Below are 18948 nucleotides of genomic sequence, written 5' to 3'. Positions count from 1 at the left end.
ACGGGCGGCGCCAACCACCGGGCTCTGGCAGGGTGCAACCCATGGTTGACGAAGCGAAGCAGGCGCTGCGGGCCCGGCTGCTCGCGACGCGGCGGGCGGCGCCGCGCGAGCGGCGCGCTGCCGAGGCCGCCGCACTGGGCGCCGCGCTGTTCGACGCGATTGCCGCGCGTCCCGGTGACACGGTTGCCGGGTATCTGCCGGTGGGGGCCGAACCCGGGTCCGTCGAGTTGCTGAACCGGCTGGCCGATGCCGGCGCGCGGGTGCTGCTTCCGGTCACCGCGCTCGACGGCGACGGCTCGCCGGCGCCGCTGCGCTGGGGGCGCTACCGGCCCGACGACCTGCGCCCGGCCCGGTACGGGTTGTTGGAGCCCGGGGATCCGCCGTCACCGCCCGAGGAGCTGCGGACCGCCCGGGTGGTGATCGTCCCGGCGCTGGCGGTGGATCACGCGGGCCGGCGGCTGGGCCGCGGCGGCGGGTTCTACGACCGGTCCCTGCCGCTGCGGGACCCGGCGGCACAGCTGATCGCCGTGGTGCGCGACGACGAGTTTCTCGACGAGGTGCCGGCTGAGCCGCACGACATCACCGTCAGCGCGGTGGCCACGCCGGGGCGCGGAGTGCTGCGCCTGCCGCTGAAATGACGCAATCCCCCCGGCCGGAGCCGAGGGGATTGAGTCGACGTTGATTAACGGATCACCAGTCGCCCTGGCCCGGGCCGACCGGGTAGGCGCCGCCGAATCCGGTTGCCCGGCTGCCCGGCACCGCCTTCGTGGAGTCGCGCACCTCGCCCTGGGCTTCGATCACCCCGGCGTCGGCCAGGCGGGTCTCGGACTGGCCGCGAGCCACCCCGTAGTCACTGTTGCGGACGCCGACGTAGTCCGAGGTGCTGGCCTGTCGGCTCTGCACCGCGGGGCTGGGCGCCTGCTCGTTGATATCGGCGCTGGCCACACCGGAGGTGAGGGTCGCGGCGGCGAGCGCGCCAAGACCGACAATGCCCCAGGTCATGGCCTTGCGGGCGAACGTACGTGCGGTCATGGTGTCCTCCTTGAGAAGCTGCTCCGAAATCGTATCAGCGCATCGGTCGAATCGCAGGGCCAAAAGCCATCGTGAAGGGAAACACAGGACCCCGAACGGTCATTCCCCGGCACCTGCGGGAATGACCAAGCCCACATAGCGGTTTTGGCACTTAGAACGGTAGAGTGCTAACAGCTTTGAATCCGGAGGTAACCGTGCCCACCTACAGCTACGCGTGCACCAACTGCGACGACCGCTTCGACGCGGTGCAGGCCTTCACCGACGATGCGCTGACCACCTGCGCCAAGTGCGACGGCAAGTTGCGCAAGTTGTTCGGCTCGGTGGGCGTGGTGTTCAAGGGCAGTGGCTTCTACCGCAACGACAGCCGCACCGCGGGCTCCAACACCGGGTCGACGGCCGCCAAGTCGGAGAAGTCGGGCGGCGAGTCGTCCAGCAAGAGCGAATCGGCCAAAAGCGAGTCCAAGAAGAGCGACTCCTCGCCTGCCAAGGCGCCCGCCGCCGCCAGCAGCTGAAGGGCCCGTCCGGCGACAGCTACGGGCAAGCGCCGTCCTTGCAGATCACGCCAGCCTCGGTGGAACCCTTGGTGTGCGGCAGCGCCATGTCGCCCGGGTGCGAGAACAATCCGTGTCGGACCAGGTTCTGGGTCGTTCGCGCGTCGAAGTCGGAATCGCCCTTGTGACTGCGGACCTCGGGGGCGGTCGGGGAATCGTTATCCCAGCCTTGGCCGTCCACGCCGCCGTGTTCGTTGTCGGTGTAGCCGGCGGGCAGCGGCGCGGGAGCGGCGACAGCGGCCGGCGCGCCCAGCACCCAAGCGCTGACGCCCACGGAGAGAGCGCCGAAGGCGCAGGCGATCCGATGGTGTGCGTTCACGGCGCCCACCTCCTCATTTCGACAGGTCACCCGGTATTTCCGGGGGTGAGATGACGCTAGATCCGCGAGCCAGGCGGCCGCCATCCACCGAAGCCACCTGTGGGCGTCCTGGCAGCTTGTACACAGCCTGAGGGCAACCTGAATACCGCTGTGAGCTGCGGTTTCCTACCGTCTCACCATGCCCGATGTGCCGCAGCTCTCAACGCTGAACCCGTCGACACTCGACCGGATCCGGGCGCTTTTGGCCCCGGACTGGGCACACCGCATCGCGGCCCGCCGCAGCGCCGCGGCGGGCCTGGCGGTCCTGGCCCTGGTCGCCGCGCTGCGCCCGGACCCCGGCCTCGCCCCGGCCCCGGTATTGATCGCGACCAGGGACCTGCCGCCGGGCGTTCCGCTGGCAGCCGGCGATGTCCGGGTGCAATCGCGGCCGACCGCCACCGTGCCTGACGGCGCACTCTCCGATCCGGCAGGGGTGCTGAACGCCACCCCCGCGGTCGGCATCCGGCGCGGCGAGATCCTCACCGACCTGCGGGTGCTCGGTTCCCGGCTGACAGAGACCGGCGACGATCCGACGCTCCGGGTGGCGCCCATCCGACTGGCCGATCCCGCCGTCGTCGACGTGCTGCGTGTCGGCGATCTGGTGGACGTGCTGGCCGCAGGCGAGGACAGTGAGAATGCCCAGCTATTGGCATCCGACGCATTGGTGGTGCTGATTCCCCCGCCGCGGAACGGTCCGGCAGATGGCCGCATTTTGCTGGTCGCGCTTCCGGCTACCGCCGCTCAACGCGTCGCCGCCGTCGCGCTGACGGAAGCCATCACCGTGACGCTGCGCTGACGCGAATTGACGGCAATCCGGCAACGAATCAGCGGCAATCCGAGCAGCGTTCGCTGGCAAGCGATATGGCGGATAATCTGTCACGCTGAAACAACACCCGCCGCAGAAAGGCACCGAAGATGTTGAAGGGCTTCAAGGAGTTCATCGCCCGGGGCAACGTGATCGACCTCGCTGTCGCGGTCGTCGTCGGCGCCGCGTTCACGCAGGTCGTCACCGCGTTCACCGAGCAGGTGCTCGAACCACTGATCAACCGCATCGGGGCCGGCCCGGACGCCGACTACGGCGTCCTGCGGATCGCGCTCGGTGGCGACCAGTACATCGACTTGAACGTCGTACTGACCGCGATCATCAACTTCCTGCTGGTCGCCGCGGTCATCTACTTCCTGATCGTAGTGCCGTTCAAGAAGCTGAAGAAGGAAGATGAGGCCGTCGACGCGTCCGACACCGAACTGACGCTGCTGACCGAGATCCGCGACCTGCTCCAGACGCAGCAGGCCCCGGCCGCCCGTCCGGCCGGCCCGGCGTCGCCCGCCGGACCGCGGCACGGGGCGCCCGAGTAACCCACGCTTGCCCGACGGTGGCCTTCGGCGTTCAACGCCGGAGGCCATCGTCGTCGTTACTCTCGATACGGTGACCACCGCGCAGACCCCGCCGACACCGGCCGCCTATCGGGCGCTGGTGATCGATGATGAACGATCACTGACCAAGGTGATCCGCGAGTACCTGGAACGCGACGGCTTCACCGTTCGCGAAGCCTGGGACGGGCTGTCCGGGTTGGCGGCGGTGCGGGAATTCGACCCGGAGGTCGTGATTCTCGACCTGGGTCTGCCCGGGCTCGATGGCATCGAACTGTGCCGGGAACTGCGGCGTTTCTCCGACTGTTACGTGATCATGCTGACCGCCCGCGGCGACGAGGTGGACAAGCTGGTCGGACTCTCGGTGGGCGCCGACGACTACCTGACCAAACCGTTCAGCATGCGGGAGCTGGTGGCCCGGATCAAGGTGATGCTGCGCCGGCCCCGCTCGCTGCCCACACCCGGCGAATCCCCCGGCGCCAGCTCCGCGCCGATCAGCATCGGCGCCATCACCATCGACTCCGACGCCTGGACGGTCACCCTCGACGGCGCTCCGGTCGAACTCACCCCCACCGAGTTCCACATCCTGGCCGCGCTGGCCAACCGGCCCAACCTGGTGCTCAGCCGCCGCCAACTGGTCGACCTGGTGTGGGGCGAGGACTGGTTCGGCGAGGAGCGTCTGGTGGACGTGCACGTCGGTCGGCTGCGCCGCAAGCTCCGCGACCACGCCGGTGACCCGCGCTACATCATCACCGTGCGGGGCGTCGGCTACCGCATGGGCGCCGGATGATGGGCAGAGTTCATCGGTGGTTGCGCGGCACCTCGCGGATCGGCCTCACCATGCGGCTGACCATCGCGATGATGACGGTCGAGGTCGTCACCTCGGTGGTGACCTGGATCATCGCCACCATTGCCGGACCGCGGTTGTTCTGGTCCGAGCTGCACCAGCACAACGATCCGATGACCAAGGCGATTGCCCAGCACGCCCAGGAGGCGTTCGCCGGGGCGAACCTGGTGGCGCTGTCGATGGGCCTGGCGGTGGCCTTCTTCGCCTCCCTCATGGTCAGCGCGTTCATCTCTCGGCGTATCGCCCGCTCCACCCGCCGGCTGGCCAACACCGCCACAGCCATCGCCGACGGCCGCTACCGGACGCCATCGGTGAGCCCGGGGCTGGGGCCCGAACTGGATTCGCTGGCCATCGCGCTGGGCCGGATGGGGCGGCGGCTGGACACCATCGAAGCCAACCGGCGGCGGCTGCTCGCCGACCTCGCCCACGAGGCACGCACCCCGTTGACCATCCTGGACGGGCACCTGGAGGCCATCCAAGACGGGATCGTCGAGCCCAACGAGGAAACCGTCGAACTGCTGCGGGTGCAAACCGCCCGGCTGGCCCGGCTGACCGAGGACATCAACGCCATCTCCGCGGCGGAAGAGGGCCAGCTGAGACTGGAACCGGAGCTGATCGAAGTGGCCGATCTGCTGTCCCAGGCCGAACGCGCGGTGCGGCTGGCATTCGACGACAAGGGAGTGAGCCTGATCGTCACGCCCGCGCCGCCCGGAGTGACGGTCTGCGTCGACACCCAACGCATGGTTCAGGTGCTGGTCAATCTGCTGCAGAACGCGCTGCGCCACAACGGGCCCGGCGGAACGGTGATCCTGTCGGCCGGGCGCGACAAGCGGAATCTCACCGCCACCATCGCGGTCTCTGATGATGGAGAAGGCATTGCCGCCGAACACCTGCCGCACATTTTCGAGCGGTTCTACCGCACCGACACCGCCCGCGACCGCGACGCCGGCGGAAGCGGTATCGGCCTGGCGATCGCCAAGGCCATGGTGGAAGCGCACCGCGGCTGGATCCGCGCCGCATCACCCGGAGCCGGGCAGGGCGCCACGTTCACAGTCGAGCTTCCGGTGTCACAGAATCGTCATGATTTGACCGGGAATCTCGCCACATAGCCTCCGGACAGTGGAGGGGTGAGCATCACCTCCTCCGCGCCGCCTGCCGCGCCACCCGCCGATTCCGCGTCCACCGACACCCGCGGCTACATCCGGGATGTCCTGATCCGCCACGATCTCCCCGCCTCCATCGTGGTGTTCCTCGTCGCCCTGCCGCTGTCACTGGGCATCGCGGTCGCCTCCGGCGCGCCGCTGATGGCCGGCCTGATCGCCGCCATCGTCGGCGGCATTGTCGCCGGCGCGCTGGGCGGGTCACCGTTGCTGGCCAGCGGCCCGGCCGCCGGCCTGACCGTGGTTGTGGCCCAGATGATCAACACCTTCGGCTGGACCACCACCGCGGCGATCACCGTCGGAGCCGGGATCCTGCAGGTCATCATCGGCATGAGCCGGGTCGCCACCGTCGCGCTGGCGATCTCCCCGATCGTCGTGCACGCGATGCTGGCCGGTATCGGTCTGACCATCGCCATCCAGCAGCTGCACGTGGTGCTGGGCGGAACCTCCGCAGCCGGGGTCTGGGACAACCTGGTGAGTCTGCCCTCGGCGATCGCCAACCTGCATCCCGCCGACGTGCTGGTCGGCGTGATCGTCATCGCGGTCATGCTGCTCTGGAAGTACACCCCGGAACGGCTGCGGAAGATCCCCGGCGCCCTGGTCGCCATCCTGCTGGCCACCGTGCTGTCCCTGATCGCGCCGCTGTCGGTGGAGCGCCTCGATATGAGCGGCTCGTTGTTCGACGCCATCGGCTTGCCGACCCTGCCGGAGTCCGGAATGTGGCTGGCCTTCATCGGTGGCGTGCTGACCATCGCCATGATCGCCAGCGTGGAGTCCCTGCTGTCGGCGGTGGCCGTGGACAAGATGCACGACGGCCCCCGATCGGACCTCAACCGGGAGATGATCGGCCAGGGCGCCGCGAACACGGTGTCCGGCATGCTCGGCGGACTCCCGGTGACCGGCGTCATCGTCCGCAGCGCCACCAACGTCACCGCCGGCGCGAAGAGCCGCGCCTCCACGATCATGCACGGCATCTGGGTGCTGGTGTTCGCGACCTTCTTCGGCACCGGGATCCAGCAGATTCCGCGTGCCGCACTGGCCGGGTTGCTCATCGTGATCGGCATTCAGCTGGTCAAGATGGCCCACGTTCGGCTCGCCCACAAGACCGGTGACCTGGTGGTCTACCTGGTGACCGTCGCGGGCGTGCTCTTCATCAACCTGCTCGAAGGCGTGGCGCTGGGCCTGCTGGTCGCGATCGCGCTGGTGGTGTGGCGTGCGGTGCGCGCCTCGGTGCAGGCCGAGGAGCTCGGTGACGGGCGCTGGCAGGTCGTCGTCGAAGGCGCGGCGAGCTTCCTTTCGCTGCCGCGGCTCACCCGGACCCTGGCCTCCATCCCGCCGGGCGCCGAGGTCAACGTGGAGATCACCGTCGACTTCATCGACCACGCCGCGTTCGAGGTCATCAACGACTGGCGGCGGCAGTACCAGGCCGGCGGCGGTGTGGTGCACGTCGACGAGCTCGGCGCGGCGGTGCTGGAAGCCGCGGCCACCGCTCCCCCACGCCGGCACACCAATGTCGCGCTGGCGCGTGAGCTGGCGCCGCTGGCCGACAACGCCAAGCAGTGCAACGGGGACGGGAAAAGCGGCACGGATCTGGTGTTGTCCGGCATCGACCGCTACCACCGCAAGCACGCCTCCGCCTTGCGGCCGCACCTGGACAAGCTCAGCGGCGGCCAGGACCCGCACGCCGTCTTCCTGACCTGCGCGGATTCCCGGGTGGTGCCGAACCTCATCACCGGCACCGGCCCCGGTGACCTGTTCACCATCCGCAATGTCGGCAACCTCGTGCCACGGGAGGGCTCCGACCCGTCGGTGGAGGCGGCCCTGGAGTTCGCGATCGGCGAGTTGGGTGTCGACACCCTGATCGTGTGCGGGCACTCCGGCTGCGGCGCGATGCACGCGCTTTGGCACGGCGGCGGCGAGCACACCGGCGGCGGCGGCGCATCGGCGGTGATGGACTGGATCGAGTACGCCAAGCCCTCTCGGGACGCGCTGCTGGCCGGGCACCCTGTTGCGCAGGCCGCGGCAGCCCGGGGCTTCGGCATCATCGACCAGCTGGCCATGGTGAATGTGGCGCTGCAGGCGCACACGCTGCGCACCCACCGCGCCGTCAACGACGGCGGGGCCGGCCGCGACGTTCTCGGGTTGTTCTTCGACATTCCGACCGGGCGGGTGCTGCAGATCACCACCGACGACATCATCGATCCATCGACGCAGGCAGACCGTGACGATGTCGCGCTCGCGTCCGCCGCGCTCAACGGCGAGCTGATCTCCCAGGGCGCGCGCTAGTCGGGACACACAGAGCGAGATCAGTTCATGTTCCAGGGCTCGCCGTAGGTGGTCACCGAGTCACCATCGTTGGAGATGAGACGGGCGTACGGACGAAGCAGCACACCGCCGGCGGCGCCGGTCACCGTGCCGTGCGCGTTGGAGACGGCCACCGCGCCGTGCGGGCCGGCGATATCGACGGAGAAGGTGGCGATCTCCTGGATGCCGGGGCCGTTGCCCAGGTCAGCCGAGATCGACACACCGGGAAGCAACGGGGGGGTCACAATGCTGTTCGCCAGCCCGGTGCCGGTGATAACGCCGTCCTCATCGGGATCAACTCCCCAGCCGTCGAACGCGATGTTCGGGGTGGTGTAGGAGAAGTTGATGCCCACACCGAGTGACCAGGGGAAGCCGACCTGGTAACCCAGTTCCAGCACACCCTCGAAGTCCTCAGCGCCCTCGCCCTGGACGTCGAACACCGCGCGACCGGAGTGGAACCACTCACGGGTCAGCCGGTTGCGGTCCAGCGGGAACACACCGTTGAGGAAGGTGTCCCACTGCTCAATCACCATGGTCCGGCCCTTGCCGTCGACGAGGGTGTTGGAGTTGTCCAAACCCGCCGAGGCCGTGCCCGTACCCACAAACAACGCGCCGATGGCCAGCGCCATCGTGAGGAAAATCCGCGCGAGGCTCATCCATCCTTCTCCATGCGTGAGCGGCCCGTCAACGCAGGCTAACCTACCTTCACTGCCCTGGCTCGGCGGAGAATGGGATCTTCAGGTCATTCACAAAAGAGCGGCGGCGGTGTCGAATTCGACACCGCCGCCGCTCTTTGACGTGAGAGATCAGTTCATGTTCCAGGGCTCGCCGTAGGTGGTCACCGAGTCACCATCGTTGGAGATGAGACGGGCGAATGGGCGCAGCAGCACACCGCCGGCGGCGCCGGTCACCGTGCCGTGCGCGTTGGAGACGGCCACCGCGCCGTGCGGGCCGGCGATGTCGACGGAGAAGGTGGCGACCTCCTGGATGCCCGGGCCGTTGCCCAGGTCAGCCGAGATCGACACACCGGGAAGCAACGGGGGGGTCACAATGCTGTTCGCCAGCCCGGTGCCGGTGATAACGCCGTCCTCATCGGGATTAACTCCCCAGCCGTCGAACGCGATGTTCGGGGTGGTGTAGCTGAAGTTGATGCCCACACCGAGTGACCAGGGGAAGCCGACCTGGTAACCCAGTTCCAGCACACCCTCGAAGTCCTCGGCGCCCTCGCCCTGGACGTCGAACACCGCGCGACCGGAGTGGAACCACTCACGGGTCAGCCGGTTGCGGTCCAGCGGGAACACACCGTTGAGGAAGGTGTCCCACTGCTCAATCACCATGGTCCGGCCCTTGCCGTCGACGAGGGTGTTGGAGTTGTCCAAACCCGCCGAGGCCGTGCCCGTACCCACAAACAACGCGCCGATGGCCAGCGCCATCGTGAGGAAAATCCGCGCTAGCACCTTCATCTCGCGTTCGCTCCGTCTGTCGGCGGTGATCCGGATGTGGCTCACCGGTCGGTGGGTGGTGTGTGAGTGGGGTCAATATTGACGCACTCACCGCACCTGAGCGGCCTTTTGGCGATTCCCGATGGGACGCTCGTACTTGACCTCATCGTCGATGTCGAAAGGAACATAACGGGGGCCATTCGACCCGGCAACGCGTACGGGACAAATCACAACTTATGTCTGCCGTGCCGAGAAGTTTGCTGACCGTGGTGAGGAGTCGCCGCCACCACGGCGAAGTGTCCGACCTGGGTGCGCCCACGGCCGGTCGCGTCGCGCGAGTCGTCGGAAAAATGTTGGTGAGCAAATCTCCAGCACAGTCCCAGCAGAAACACTGGTTACTGATCAGTTATGGTGCGGCGGCCGGTTGTCCTGGATCCATTGATCACGGTCCGATCGCTGCCTGGACGCGTCCGCATCACGCTCATCGGAGGATTCGCGGGGACTGTCGGAGCCGAAGATCTTGTTAACTAGCGCCGGATCCGGCCGGGAGCCACCCATCACACACCCATCCTAAATGTGATCAAGATCACATCTGCTGCGGGATTCTGGGTCAGGACAGGAATCCTTCGGACACCGTACGCCGGGCTGTGTTCAGCGCTTTCACATGCGTAAACCGACATATCCGTGTCCCGCCGGTTTCACCGAGCGTTCAGATCTCGAGCGTCGACAGCTGGACGATCACCGCGGCGGCGAGCGGGTTGAGCGTCGCCATCCCGTCCCGCACCGCCGGCCGCGAACCGGGCAGGTTCACCACCAGCGTCGAACCGGAAATCCCGGCCAGCCCGCGGGACAACGCCGCATCGTGGATGCCGGCCGCCAAGCCGGAGGCGCGCAGCGCCTCGGCGATGCCCAGCAACTCCAGATCCAGCAGTTCGCTGGTGGCCTCCGGGGTGACATCACGCGGCGTGACACCGGTGCCGCCGACCGACACCACCAGATCGACACCGCCGATCACCGCGGTGTTGAGGGCATTGCGGATCTCCACCTCGTCCGCGGAGACCACCAGCACACCGTCGACGACGAACCCGGCTTCGGTGAGCAGTTCGGTGACCAAGGGGCCGCTGTGGTCTTCTTCGCCATGGGCGGTGCGGTCGTCGACGACGACCACCAGGGCCCGTCCGACAACGCTCGTGGGCTGTTCCATGGGTGCCACCGTATATGGGTCCACCGACACGGTCGTCACATTGCCCAGCGTGGTCATTTCTGCGTCTGCCCGAGAGTGACCTTCAGGGTCTGCGGCTGGCCACCCGGTTCGGAGTAGGTCAGTGTGACCTCGTCCCCGGGCGCCCGGGAGCGCACCGCCGCCACCAGCGCGTCCGAAGTGGTGATGGTGCGGTCGTCGAGCTTGGTGATGATCACCCCGGCCGGCAGGCCGGCCTTGTCCGCGGCGCCGCCGGCGACCACTTCCATGACCTTGGCGCCACTGACCGCGCGGTCGTGGCTGACCTGCACACCCAGCGAGGCGTGGGTGGCCTTGCCGGTGGCGATCAGTTCGTCGGCGATGCGCTTTGCCTGGTCCACCGGGATCGCGAAGCCCAGACCGATCGAACCACCCTGGCCCTGCTGGGAAGACGCGCCCAGGGTGGCGATCGCCGAGTTGATGCCGACCAGCTCGCCATTCATGTTGACCAGCGCGCCACCGGAGTTACCCGGGTTGATCGCGGCGTCGGTCTGAATCGCGTCGAGCACGGTGTTCTGGTTATTGGCGTCCCCGGAGGCGGCCACCGGGCGATTCAGCGCGCTGACGATTCCGGTGGTCACGGTGCCCTCCAGGCCCAGCGGCGAACCGACGGCCACCACGTCCTGACCAACCCGCAGGTCGGCGGAACGGCCGATGGTGATCGGCGTGAGGTCGGTGACCCCGTCGGCGCGGACCACCGCGATGTCACTGGCCGGGTCGGCGCCCACGATGGTGAAGGGAGCGGTGCGGCCGTCGGCGAAGGCCACCGTCCGTTCCGGATCACCGCTGGTGGCCGCGCCGCCGTCGCCGGCGACCACGTGGTTGTTGGTGAGGATCAGGCCGTCGGCGGTCAGGATGACACCCGACCCCTCCCCTTCGGCCCGGCCGTAGTTGGACTGCAGCTTGACCACCGAGGGCACCACCTTGGCGGCGACCTGCTCTCGGGACCCGACCGGCAGGCTCACCGCGGGCTGCGTCGGGGTCTCCGTCGCGCCCGGGGAATCCGGCGCCACCGCGTTGCTGATGGAGGTGGCCTGGTCCGGGGTCGCCAGCACGGCGACGCCGCCGCCGATGCCGGCCGAAACCATCGCGATGGCCAGCGCGCCGGCCCACAGCCCGGCGGTGCGGCCGCGGCGCGACTTCGGCGCGGGCTGGGCCGGCGCGGGTGTGGGCTGACGCCGGTACGGGTCATAGGCCGCGCTCTGTTGCGTGTGCTGACCGGGCTGCTGGGTGGCGTAGCGCCAGTCGTAGCCGGGGCGCTGGTGCGCGCCGGTCTGGTAGCCGGGCTGCTGTTGGGCGCCCGTGGTGTAGCCCGGCTGCTGGTGCGCGCCGGTGTTGTATATCGGTGACGCGCCGGTGCGGGTCTGGGGCGCGGAATACCGCGGGTCGTGGGTCATCGTCCTGGTCTCCCGATCCTCTGCGCGCAGCGCGTGTGTGGCGTTGCCGATCAATCTGCCGACGACTGCTTAGAGTCGACTGAGATGACGTTCGGCGCGCCCGGTGGTTTTGCCACTGATTCAACGTGCTTCTCATTGTGGGCGTTCCCGATCCACTCATCAGTAGCCGAGATCACCGTGTCGCGGTCGACGTCGAACTCGTCGACCTCCGCAGGCGGCAGGCCCGGCTCACCGGGCAGCAGCACGTAGAAGGAGGTGCCGGGCGCGTTCGCGCCGGGCGAGGTCTCGGCGACGCGCAACGCGCCGCCGTGTTTGAGCACCACCTGTTTGACGATCGCCAGGCCCAGGCCGGAGCCGGGCATCGCGCGCGCGGCGTCCGATCGGTAGAACCGCTCGAACACCAGCCGTCGTTCGTCCGCGGGAATGCCCGGGCCCCGGTCGGCGACCACCAGTTCGGCGTTGGCCGCGTCGTAGCGGTGCAGATCCACGGTGACCCGCCCGCCGGGCGGGCTCCATTTGGCGGCGTTGTCCAGCAGGTTCAGCACCGCGCGGGACAACCCGGCGGAGTCGCCGAACATCTGCCACGGAATGACCGAGACGTCGAATTCGACGTCGTTGCGGCGGCGGCGGATCCGCTCCAGGCAACGGTCGATCAGCTCCGGCACGTCGACGGTGTCGTTGACCACTCCGCCGGCGTCGTCGCGGGCGAGATCGACCAGGTCTCCGACCAGGGTGGAGAGTTCCTCGATCTGGGCGATCACGTCCGCGCGCAGCTCGACGAGGTCGGATTCGGCGATCTGCGGGGCTCCGGGCGCGTGAGCGGCCATCAGCAGCTCGACATTGGTGCGCAACGAGGTCAGCGGCGTCTTCAGTTCGTGGCCGGCGTCGGCGACCAACCGGGCCTGGCGTTCCCGGGACTCCGCCAGCGCGCGCAACATCATGTTGAACGACGAGGTCAGCCGCGCCAGCTCGTCGGTGCCGTACACCGGGATCGGGCGCAGGTCGTCGGTGCGGGCGACCCGTTCGGCGGCCCGGGTCAACCGGCCGACTGGTTTGAGACCGGTTCGGGTCACCGCGCCACCGGCGATGGCGGCGATCACCAGCCCGACGCCGCCCACGCCGAGCAGCACCCAGCGCAGCCGGTTCATCACCGCCTGGGTGGGCGCGAGGCTCTTGGAGATCAGCAGCGTGCTGCCGTTGCTGAGATGGATCGCCAGCACCCGCTGGTTCCCGGCGGTGCGCCGGGACATGAACAGCTCGCCGGTGATGACCCGCTTCTCCTGCTCCCCGATCGGCAGGGTCTGACCCTCCTGGTTGGTGGAGTAGACCGAACGACCGGGGTTGATCAGCATGGCGTTCACGTCGGAGTAGGCGGTGCCCTCGATGGCCTTGCCGGGATCGGCGGCCAACGACCCACTCGCGATCAGCAATTGGGCCCGACTGAGCAACTGATCGTTGACGTCGTCGGAAAGCGCGGCGCCGACCACGGCGTAAACCGCCAGGCTGATCAGCACGAAGGCCATGACGACCATCGACATGGCCAGCGCCATCACCCGCCAGCGCAATGAGAGCGACGCAGCGGCGGGCGGGCCCTGTTCACGCTCGGCGCGCCGCCACGGCAGCCGCGGGCTCACGGCGGAGTTTCACGCAGCACGTAACCCACCCCGCGCACCGTGTGAATCAATCGCGGCTCCCCCTCCGCTTCGGTCTTCCGGCGAAGATAGCCGACGTAGACCTCCAACGCATTTCCCGACGTGGGGAAATCGAAGCCCCACACCTCCTCCAGGATGCGGCTCCGGGTCAGCACCCGGCGCGGGTTCGCGATCAGCATCTCCAGCAGCGCGAACTCGGTGCGGGTCAGGCTGATCTGGCGCTCCCCGCGGGTGACCTCGCGGGTCACCGGGTCCAGAGTCAGATCGCCGAAGGACATCGCGGCGTTGTCGCCGGTGTCGGTGGCGGTGGTGCGCCGCAGCAGCGCCCGCATCCGCGCCAGAAGTTCTTCCAGCGCGAAGGGCTTGGGCAGATAGTCGTCGGCGCCGGCGTCCAGGCCGGCGACCCGCTCGGACACCGAATCCCGCGCGGTCAGCACCAGGATCGGCAGATCGTCACCGGTGCTGCGGAGTCGGCGGCAGACCTCGAGGCCGTCCAGCCGGGGCATCATCACATCCAGCACGACGGCGTCGGGCCGCTCCGCGGTGATGGCCTCCAGCGCCTCCTGGCCGTCTTCGGCCAGCGAGACCGAATAGCCGTTGAAGGACAGGGATCGACGTAGGGACTCACGGACCGCTCGGTCGTCGTCAACGACAAGAATTCGCACGGCGACCAGTGTTATCGCACGACCTGAGAGCGCACTGAGAGGCGCGCCGGGAACTCCCACAGGTCAGGGGAGCGTCAGCGCTTGTCGAGGTCAATCAGGCCGAGGCGGACGGCCTTCTGCAACCGGCGCGGCACCTTGTGCTGGCGGCCGGCGACGGTCACGGTGACCAGGCCAGGGGCCTCGGCCTTCCACTGCGCGCGACGGGAACGGGTGTTCGCGCGAGACATCCGGCGCTTGGGCACAGCCATGACGTGCAACTCCTTGATCGGTGAATCCGTCGGGCGGGATGAACGCACGCCAACGGCGACAGTTGTCGAAAAGAATAACCGGTGGGCACGGCGTCCGCCAAAACGCGGCCCGCGCGAAACGCTACCCGGTACCGGCGTTCCCAATTAACCGGTCGGTTGGTAGGTTCGTGGCGGTTGGCCTTCTGACGACGGGAGCTTGCGTGACCGCTGCGGTGCGTATCGGGAACTGTTCGGGTTTCTACGGCGATCGACTGGCCGCCATGCGGGAGATGCTCACCGGCGGTGAGCTGGACTTTCTCACCGGCGACTACCTCGCCGAGCTGACCATGCTGATCCTGGGCCGGGACCGGATGAAGGACCCCGCCCGCGGATACGCCAAGACGTTCCTGCGCCAACTGGAGGACTGCCTCGGCCTGGCCCAGGACAAGGGCGTGCGCATCGTCGCCAACGCCGGGGGGCTCAACCCGGCCGGGCTGGCCACCGCGATCCGTGAGCTCACATCGAAGTTGGGCCTGGACGTCAACGTCGCCCACGTCGAGGGCGACGACCTGCTGCCCAGGGCCGCCGACCTCGGCCTGGGCGCCCCGCTGACCGCCAACGCCTATCTGGGCGCCTGGGGAATCGTGGACTGCCTCAACAACGGCGCCGAGGTGGTGGTCACCGGCCGAGTCACCGACGCCTCGGTGATCGTCGGGCCGGCTGCCGCCACCTTCGGCTGGTCGCCGACCGACTATGACCGGTTGGCCGGCGCGGTGCTCGCCGGGCACGTCATCGAATGCGGCACCCAGGCCACCGGCGGCAACTTCGCGTTCTTCCGCGAGGTCCCGGATCTGCTGCACCCCGGCTTCCCCATCGCCGAGATCCGCGACGACGGCTCCTCGGTGATCACCAAGCACGACGGCACCGGTGGGCTTGTCAGCGTCGACACCGTCACCGCGCAGTTGCTCTACGAGATCACCGGGGCCCGCTACGCGAACCCCGATGTCACCGCCCGCGTGGACAGCATCTCCTTGAGCGACGACGGCCCGGACCGGGTGCTGATCAGCGGCCCGGTGGGCGAGGCCCCCCCGCCAACGCTCAAGGTGTCGCTGAACGCCATCGGCGGGTTCCGCAATTCAGTGACCTTCGTGCTGACCGGTCTGGACATCGAGGCCAAGGCCGCTTTGCTGCAGCGTCAGCTGGAGGCCGCGATCACAGTGCGGCCCGCCGAACTGGAGTGGACGCTGGCCCGCACCGACCACGTCGACGCCGAGACCGAGGAGACCGCCAGTGCGCTGCTGCACTGCGTGGCCCGCGACGCCGACCCGGCCAAGGTCGGCCGCGCGTTCACCGCCGCCGGCATCGAACTCGCGCTCGCCAGCTACCCGGGCTTCAATGTGACCGCGCCCCCCGGGGACGGCCAGGTCTACGGGGTCTACACCGCCGGCTACGTCGACGCCGCCGAGGTCCCGCACGTCGCCGTACACGCCGACGGCGCCCGGGTGAACATTCCGCCGGCCACCGAAACTCTCCCGCTGGCCCCCGCCGAAGATCCGGCCCTGCCGGAACCACTGCCGGCCGACACCCTGGCTCGCACCCGCCGCGTGCCCCTCGGGCTGATCGCCGGCGGCCGCAGCGGCGACAAAGGCGGGTCCGCCAATATCGGCCTGTGGGTGCGCACCGACGCGCAGTGGCGCTGGCTCGCGCACACCCTGACCGTGGATAGGCTGCGCGAATTGCTGCCGGAGACAGCCGATCTCGACGTCACCCGGCACCTGCTGCCCAACCTGCGGGCAGTCAACTTCGTCATCGAAGACATTCTCGGCCAGGGCGTCTCCTACAACGCCCGCTTCGATCCGCAGGCCAAGGGCCTGGCCGAATGGCTGCGCGCCCGCTATCTCGAGATCCCGGAGGAACTCATCCCGTGAGCATCTGGAACACCCCCGAGCGACTGGCGTTGCGCGCCACCGTCCGAGACTTCGCCGAAAGCGAGATCCTGCCGCACGTCGAAGCCTGGGAGAAAAGCGGCGAACTGCCGCGTGAGCTGTCCCGCAAGGCCGGTGAGCTCGGCCTGCTGGGCGTGCAGTTCCCCGAATCGGTCGGCGGCAGCGGCGGTGACAGCGCCGATGCTGTGGTGGTCTGCGAGGCGATGCACGAAAGTGGTGTTCCCGGTGGGGTTTTCGCCTCGCTGTTCACCTGCGGAATCTCCGTCCCGCACATCATCGCCTCGGGCAACCAGGACCTCATCGAGCGCTTCGCGGCCCCCACATTGCGCGGCGAACTGATCGGGTCGCTGGCCATCACCGAACCCGGCGGCGGCTCCGATGTGGGGCATCTGACGACCCGCGCCGACCGCGACGGCGACCATTACGTGCTCAACGGGGCCAAGACGTTCATCACCTCGGCGGTGCGCGGGGATTACGTCGTCACCGCCGCGCGCACCGGCGGGCCCGGCGCGGGAGGGGTGTCGCTCATCGTGATGGAGAAGGGCACGCCCGGCTTCGAGGTCACCCGCAAGCTGGACAAGATGGGCTGGCTCTCCAGTGACACCGCCGAGCTGTCCTACACCGACGTGCGGGTGCCGGTGACCAACCTGGTCGGGGCCGAGAACAGCGGCTTCTTCCAGATCGCCGCGGCGTTCGTCTCCGAACGCATCGGCCTTGCCGCGCAGGCGTATTCGAGCGCGCAGCGCTGCCTGGAACTCACCCTGGCGTGGTGCCGGGACCGGGAAACCTTCGGCCGGCCGCTGATCTCCCGACAGGCCGTGCAGAACACGCTGACCGAGATGGACCGCCGGATCGACGTGGCCCGGGTGTACTCCCGCAACGTGGTGGAGCGCCAACTCGCCGGCGAGACCGATCTGATCGCCGAGGTCTGCTTCGCCAAGAACACCGCGGTGGAGGCCGGCGAATGGGTGGCCAATCAGGCCGTCCAGCTCTTCGGCGGCATGGGTTACATGCGCGAATCCGAGGTGGAGCGACAGTTCCGGGACATGCGCATCATCGGCATCGGCGGCGGCACCACCGAAATCCTCACCGGACTGGCCGCCAAGGTCCGCGGCTACCAGAGCTGATCAGCACCCGAATTCATCGGAAGGCAAGATGACCACCCTCAAATCCACCCTGGACACCTCCTCGGAGGCCTACCGGGACGCAGCTGCGGCCGCCGAGTCCAAACTCGCCGACCTGGACGTCGAACTCGGCAAGGCGCTGGCCGGTGGCGGCGAGAAGTACGTGGACCGGCACCGCAAGCGCGGCAAGATGACCGCGCGGGAACGCGTCGAGGCCCTCATCGACGAGGATTCGCCGTTCCTGGAGCTGTGCTCGCTGGCCGGCTACGGCTCGGACTTCCTGGTTGGCGCGTCCATCGTCACCGGAATCGGCGTGATCGAGGGCGTGGAGTGCCTCATCGTCGCCAATGACCCAACCGTCAAGGGCGGCGCCTCCAACCCGTGGACGCTGCGCAAATCCATGCGGGTCAACGACATCGCGATGCAGAACCGGCTGCCGGTGATCTCGCTGGTGGAGTCCGGCGGCGCCGACCTGCCCACCCAGAAGGAGATCTTCATCCCGGGTGGCGCGATGTTCAAGAATCTGACGCAGGCGTCGGCGGCCGGAATCCCCACGGTGTCACTGGTTTTCGGCAACTCCACCGCCGGTGGCGCCTACATCCCCGGGATGAGCGACTACGTGGTGATGATCAAGGAACGCTCCAAGGTGTTCCTTGCCGGCCCGCCGCTGGTGAAGATGGCCACCGGGGAGGAGTCCGACGATGAGTCCCTCGGCGGCGCCGAGATGCACGCCCGCATCTCCGGCCTGGCCGATTACCTGGCCGTCGACGAACTCGACGCCATCCGGATCGGGCGAAACATCGTCAAGCGGCTGAACTGGCAGAAGCAGGGGCCCGCGCCCCAGCCGTATGCCGAACCACGGTACAGCGCAGAGGAATTGATCGGGATCGTGCCGGCGGATCTGAAGATCCCATTCGATCCCCGCGAGGTGATCGCCCGCGTGGTCGACGATTCGGACTTCGACGAGTTCAAGCCGGTCTACGGCAGCTCGCTGGTCACCGGCTGGGCCAACGTGCACGGCTACCCGCTGGGGATTCTGGCCAACGCCCGCGGCGTGCTGTTCTCCGAGGAGTCCCAGAAGGCCACCCAGTTCATCCAGCTGGCCAACCGCTCCAACACGCCACTGCTGTTCCTGCACAACACCACCGGCTACATGGTGGGCCGCGAGTACGAGGAAGGCGGGATGATCAAGCACGGCTCGATGATGATCAACGCCGTCTCCAACTCGAAGGTCCCGCACATCTCGATGCTGATCGGGGCGTCCTACGGGGCCGGGCACTACGGCATGTGCGGCCGGGCCTACGACCCGCGGTTCCTGTTCGCCTGGCCGTCGGCCAAGTCGGCGGTGATGGGCGGCGCGCAGCTGGCCGGTGTGCTGACCATCGTCAGCCGGGCCGCCGCCGAATCCCGCGGACAGGCCTTCGACGAGGACGGCGCCGCCGCGCTGGCCGCCATGGTCGAAGCGCAGATCGAAGCCGAGTCGGTGCCGATGTTCCTGTCCGGACGGCTCTACGACGACGGCGTCATCGACCCCCGCGACACCCGCACGGTGCTCGGGATGTGCCTGTCCGCCATCGCCAACAACAAGATCGAGGGGACGTCGAACTTCGGCGTCTTCCGGATGTGAGTAGG

The 18948-nt window shown here is 68.4% G+C and carries 19 protein-coding genes; 10 read left to right on the top strand and 9 right to left on the bottom strand.

The window, feature by feature from the left end; genetic code table 11:
* Positions 1 to 41 precede the first annotated feature (41 nt).
* Complete coding sequence (locus L2Z93_RS03530; RefSeq protein ID WP_090589157.1) at positions 42 to 638, top strand: 5-formyltetrahydrofolate cyclo-ligase; 597 nt, start codon at positions 42 to 44, stop codon at positions 636 to 638.
* Positions 639 to 690: 52 nt separating this feature from the next.
* Here the strand turns inward: L2Z93_RS03530 and L2Z93_RS03525 are convergent, their stop codons facing one another.
* Entirely contained in the window at positions 691 to 1032 is a 342-nt protein-coding gene (locus tag L2Z93_RS03525) for a hypothetical protein (RefSeq protein ID WP_090589156.1), read from the bottom strand.
* 194 nt (positions 1033 to 1226) lie between these two features.
* On the opposite strand from L2Z93_RS03525, the gene L2Z93_RS03520 reads away from it, so the two are divergent.
* A complete protein-coding gene (locus L2Z93_RS03520; protein WP_090589155.1) occupies positions 1227 to 1544 on the top strand; it encodes an FmdB family zinc ribbon protein in 318 nt (105 codons plus the stop codon).
* Positions 1545 to 1563: 19 nt separating this feature from the next.
* On the opposite strand, the gene L2Z93_RS03515 is transcribed toward L2Z93_RS03520, so the two are convergent.
* On the bottom strand, positions 1564 to 1902 hold the full coding sequence (locus L2Z93_RS03515) for a hypothetical protein (RefSeq protein ID WP_128111799.1): 339 nt from the start codon (positions 1900 to 1902) through the stop codon (positions 1564 to 1566).
* 178 nt (positions 1903 to 2080) lie between these two features.
* Here L2Z93_RS03515 and L2Z93_RS03510 point away from each other — a divergent pair, with 178 nt between their 5' ends.
* From L2Z93_RS03510 to L2Z93_RS03490, 5 genes are all read left to right on the top strand, one after another.
* Positions 2081 to 2737, top strand: coding sequence for an SAF domain-containing protein (locus L2Z93_RS03510; protein WP_090589153.1), 657 nt, complete (start codon positions 2081 to 2083; stop codon positions 2735 to 2737).
* Between the two features lie 119 nt (positions 2738 to 2856).
* The gene (gene mscL / locus L2Z93_RS03505) at positions 2857 to 3297 is read left to right on the top strand and encodes a large-conductance mechanosensitive channel protein MscL (protein ID WP_090589152.1); all 441 of its coding nucleotides are present in this window, start codon (positions 2857 to 2859) and stop codon (positions 3295 to 3297) included.
* Positions 3298 to 3367: 70 nt separating this feature from the next.
* The gene (locus tag L2Z93_RS03500) at positions 3368 to 4102 is read left to right on the top strand and encodes a response regulator transcription factor (protein WP_090589151.1); all 735 of its coding nucleotides are present in this window, start codon (positions 3368 to 3370) and stop codon (positions 4100 to 4102) included.
* A complete protein-coding gene (locus tag L2Z93_RS03495; RefSeq protein ID WP_164886118.1) occupies positions 4102 to 5268 on the top strand; it encodes a sensor histidine kinase in 1167 nt (388 codons plus the stop codon). The genes L2Z93_RS03500 and L2Z93_RS03495 overlap by 1 nt, the downstream gene beginning before the upstream one ends.
* A gap of 18 nt (positions 5269 to 5286) precedes the next feature.
* On the top strand, positions 5287 to 7605 hold the full coding sequence (locus tag L2Z93_RS03490) for a SulP family inorganic anion transporter (protein WP_090589149.1): 2319 nt from the start codon (positions 5287 to 5289) through the stop codon (positions 7603 to 7605).
* A gap of 20 nt (positions 7606 to 7625) precedes the next feature.
* Here L2Z93_RS03490 and L2Z93_RS03485 read toward each other — a convergent pair whose 3' ends face one another.
* From L2Z93_RS03485 to rpmF, 7 genes are all read right to left on the bottom strand, one after another.
* Positions 7626 to 8279: a porin MspA gene (locus L2Z93_RS03485; RefSeq protein WP_090589148.1), complete on the bottom strand. Its 654-nt coding sequence runs from the start codon at positions 8277 to 8279 to the stop codon at positions 7626 to 7628.
* A 150-nt stretch (positions 8280 to 8429) separates the two neighbouring features.
* A complete protein-coding gene (locus L2Z93_RS03480) occupies positions 8430 to 9086 on the bottom strand; it encodes a porin MspA (RefSeq protein ID WP_090589344.1) in 657 nt (218 codons plus the stop codon).
* Positions 9087 to 9774: 688 nt separating this feature from the next.
* On the bottom strand, positions 9775 to 10326 hold the full coding sequence (locus tag L2Z93_RS03475) for a MogA/MoaB family molybdenum cofactor biosynthesis protein (protein WP_090589147.1): 552 nt from the start codon (positions 10324 to 10326) through the stop codon (positions 9775 to 9777).
* On the bottom strand, positions 10323 to 11702 hold the full coding sequence (locus tag L2Z93_RS03470; RefSeq protein WP_090589343.1) for a S1C family serine protease: 1380 nt from the start codon (positions 11700 to 11702) through the stop codon (positions 10323 to 10325). Before L2Z93_RS03470 ends, L2Z93_RS03475 begins: the two co-directional genes overlap by 4 nt.
* A 50-nt stretch (positions 11703 to 11752) precedes the next feature.
* The gene (locus L2Z93_RS03465) at positions 11753 to 13252 is read right to left on the bottom strand and encodes a HAMP domain-containing sensor histidine kinase (RefSeq protein ID WP_090589146.1); all 1500 of its coding nucleotides are present in this window, start codon (positions 13250 to 13252) and stop codon (positions 11753 to 11755) included.
* An 80-nt stretch (positions 13253 to 13332) separates the two neighbouring features.
* Positions 13333 to 14019, bottom strand: coding sequence for a response regulator transcription factor (locus L2Z93_RS03460; RefSeq protein ID WP_090589145.1), 687 nt, complete (start codon positions 14017 to 14019; stop codon positions 13333 to 13335).
* 74 nt (positions 14020 to 14093) lie between these two features.
* Positions 14094 to 14267, bottom strand: coding sequence for a 50S ribosomal protein L32 (rpmF, locus tag L2Z93_RS03455; protein WP_090589144.1), 174 nt, complete (start codon positions 14265 to 14267; stop codon positions 14094 to 14096).
* Between the two features lie 212 nt (positions 14268 to 14479).
* Here rpmF and L2Z93_RS03450 point away from each other — a divergent pair, with 212 nt between their 5' ends.
* The 3 genes from L2Z93_RS03450 to L2Z93_RS03440 are packed head-to-tail and all read left to right on the top strand — an operon-like array spanning position 14480 to position 18943.
* A complete protein-coding gene (locus L2Z93_RS03450) occupies positions 14480 to 16174 on the top strand; it encodes an acyclic terpene utilization AtuA family protein (protein ID WP_090589342.1) in 1695 nt (564 codons plus the stop codon).
* Positions 16171 to 17319, top strand: a complete 1149-nt coding sequence (locus L2Z93_RS03445) for an acyl-CoA dehydrogenase family protein (protein ID WP_090589143.1) — start codon at positions 16171 to 16173, stop codon at positions 17317 to 17319. The genes L2Z93_RS03450 and L2Z93_RS03445 overlap by 4 nt, the downstream gene beginning before the upstream one ends.
* 28 nt (positions 17320 to 17347) lie before the next feature.
* Positions 17348 to 18943 (top strand): acyl-CoA carboxylase subunit beta, encoded by a 1596-nt coding sequence (locus L2Z93_RS03440; protein ID WP_090589142.1) that lies wholly within the window; start codon positions 17348 to 17350, stop codon positions 18941 to 18943.
* The last annotated feature ends 5 nt before the right edge of the window (positions 18944 to 18948 follow it).

This window comes from Mycolicibacterium brumae (genome assembly GCF_025215495.1).
GTDB lineage: Bacteria > Actinomycetota > Actinomycetes > Mycobacteriales > Mycobacteriaceae > Mycobacterium > Mycobacterium brumae.
The sequence above is the reverse complement of the archived record's forward strand: the minus strand, read 5'-3'. Positions and strand labels throughout refer to the sequence as shown.

Excerpts from the sequence above, each read along its gene's own strand:
- rpmF (WP_090589144.1), bottom strand. The coding sequence starts at position 14,267 with ATGGCTGTGCCCAAGCGCCGGATGTCTCGCGCGAACACCCGTTCCCGT.
- L2Z93_RS03480 (WP_090589344.1), bottom strand. The coding sequence starts at position 9,086 with ATGAAGGTGCTAGCGCGGATTTTCCTCACGATGGCGCTGGCCATCGGC.
- L2Z93_RS03485 (WP_090589148.1), bottom strand. The coding sequence starts at position 8,279 with ATGAGCCTCGCGCGGATTTTCCTCACGATGGCGCTGGCCATCGGCGCG.
- L2Z93_RS03465 (WP_090589146.1), bottom strand. The coding sequence starts at position 13,252 with ATGGCGCTGGCCATGTCGATGGTCGTCATGGCCTTCGTGCTGATCAGC.
- L2Z93_RS03475 (WP_090589147.1), bottom strand. The coding sequence starts at position 10,326 with ATGACCACGCTGGGCAATGTGACGACCGTGTCGGTGGACCCATATACG.
- L2Z93_RS03530 (WP_090589157.1), top strand. The coding sequence starts at position 42 with ATGGTTGACGAAGCGAAGCAGGCGCTGCGGGCCCGGCTGCTCGCGACG.
- L2Z93_RS03440 (WP_090589142.1), top strand. The coding sequence starts at position 17,348 with ATGACCACCCTCAAATCCACCCTGGACACCTCCTCGGAGGCCTACCGG.
- L2Z93_RS03470 (WP_090589343.1), bottom strand. The coding sequence starts at position 11,702 with ATGACCCACGACCCGCGGTATTCCGCGCCCCAGACCCGCACCGGCGCG.
- L2Z93_RS03510 (WP_090589153.1), top strand. The coding sequence starts at position 2,081 with ATGCCCGATGTGCCGCAGCTCTCAACGCTGAACCCGTCGACACTCGAC.
- mscL (WP_090589152.1), top strand. The coding sequence starts at position 2,857 with ATGTTGAAGGGCTTCAAGGAGTTCATCGCCCGGGGCAACGTGATCGAC.
- L2Z93_RS03525 (WP_090589156.1), bottom strand. The coding sequence starts at position 1,032 with ATGACCGCACGTACGTTCGCCCGCAAGGCCATGACCTGGGGCATTGTC.
- L2Z93_RS03495 (WP_164886118.1), top strand. The coding sequence starts at position 4,102 with ATGGGCAGAGTTCATCGGTGGTTGCGCGGCACCTCGCGGATCGGCCTC.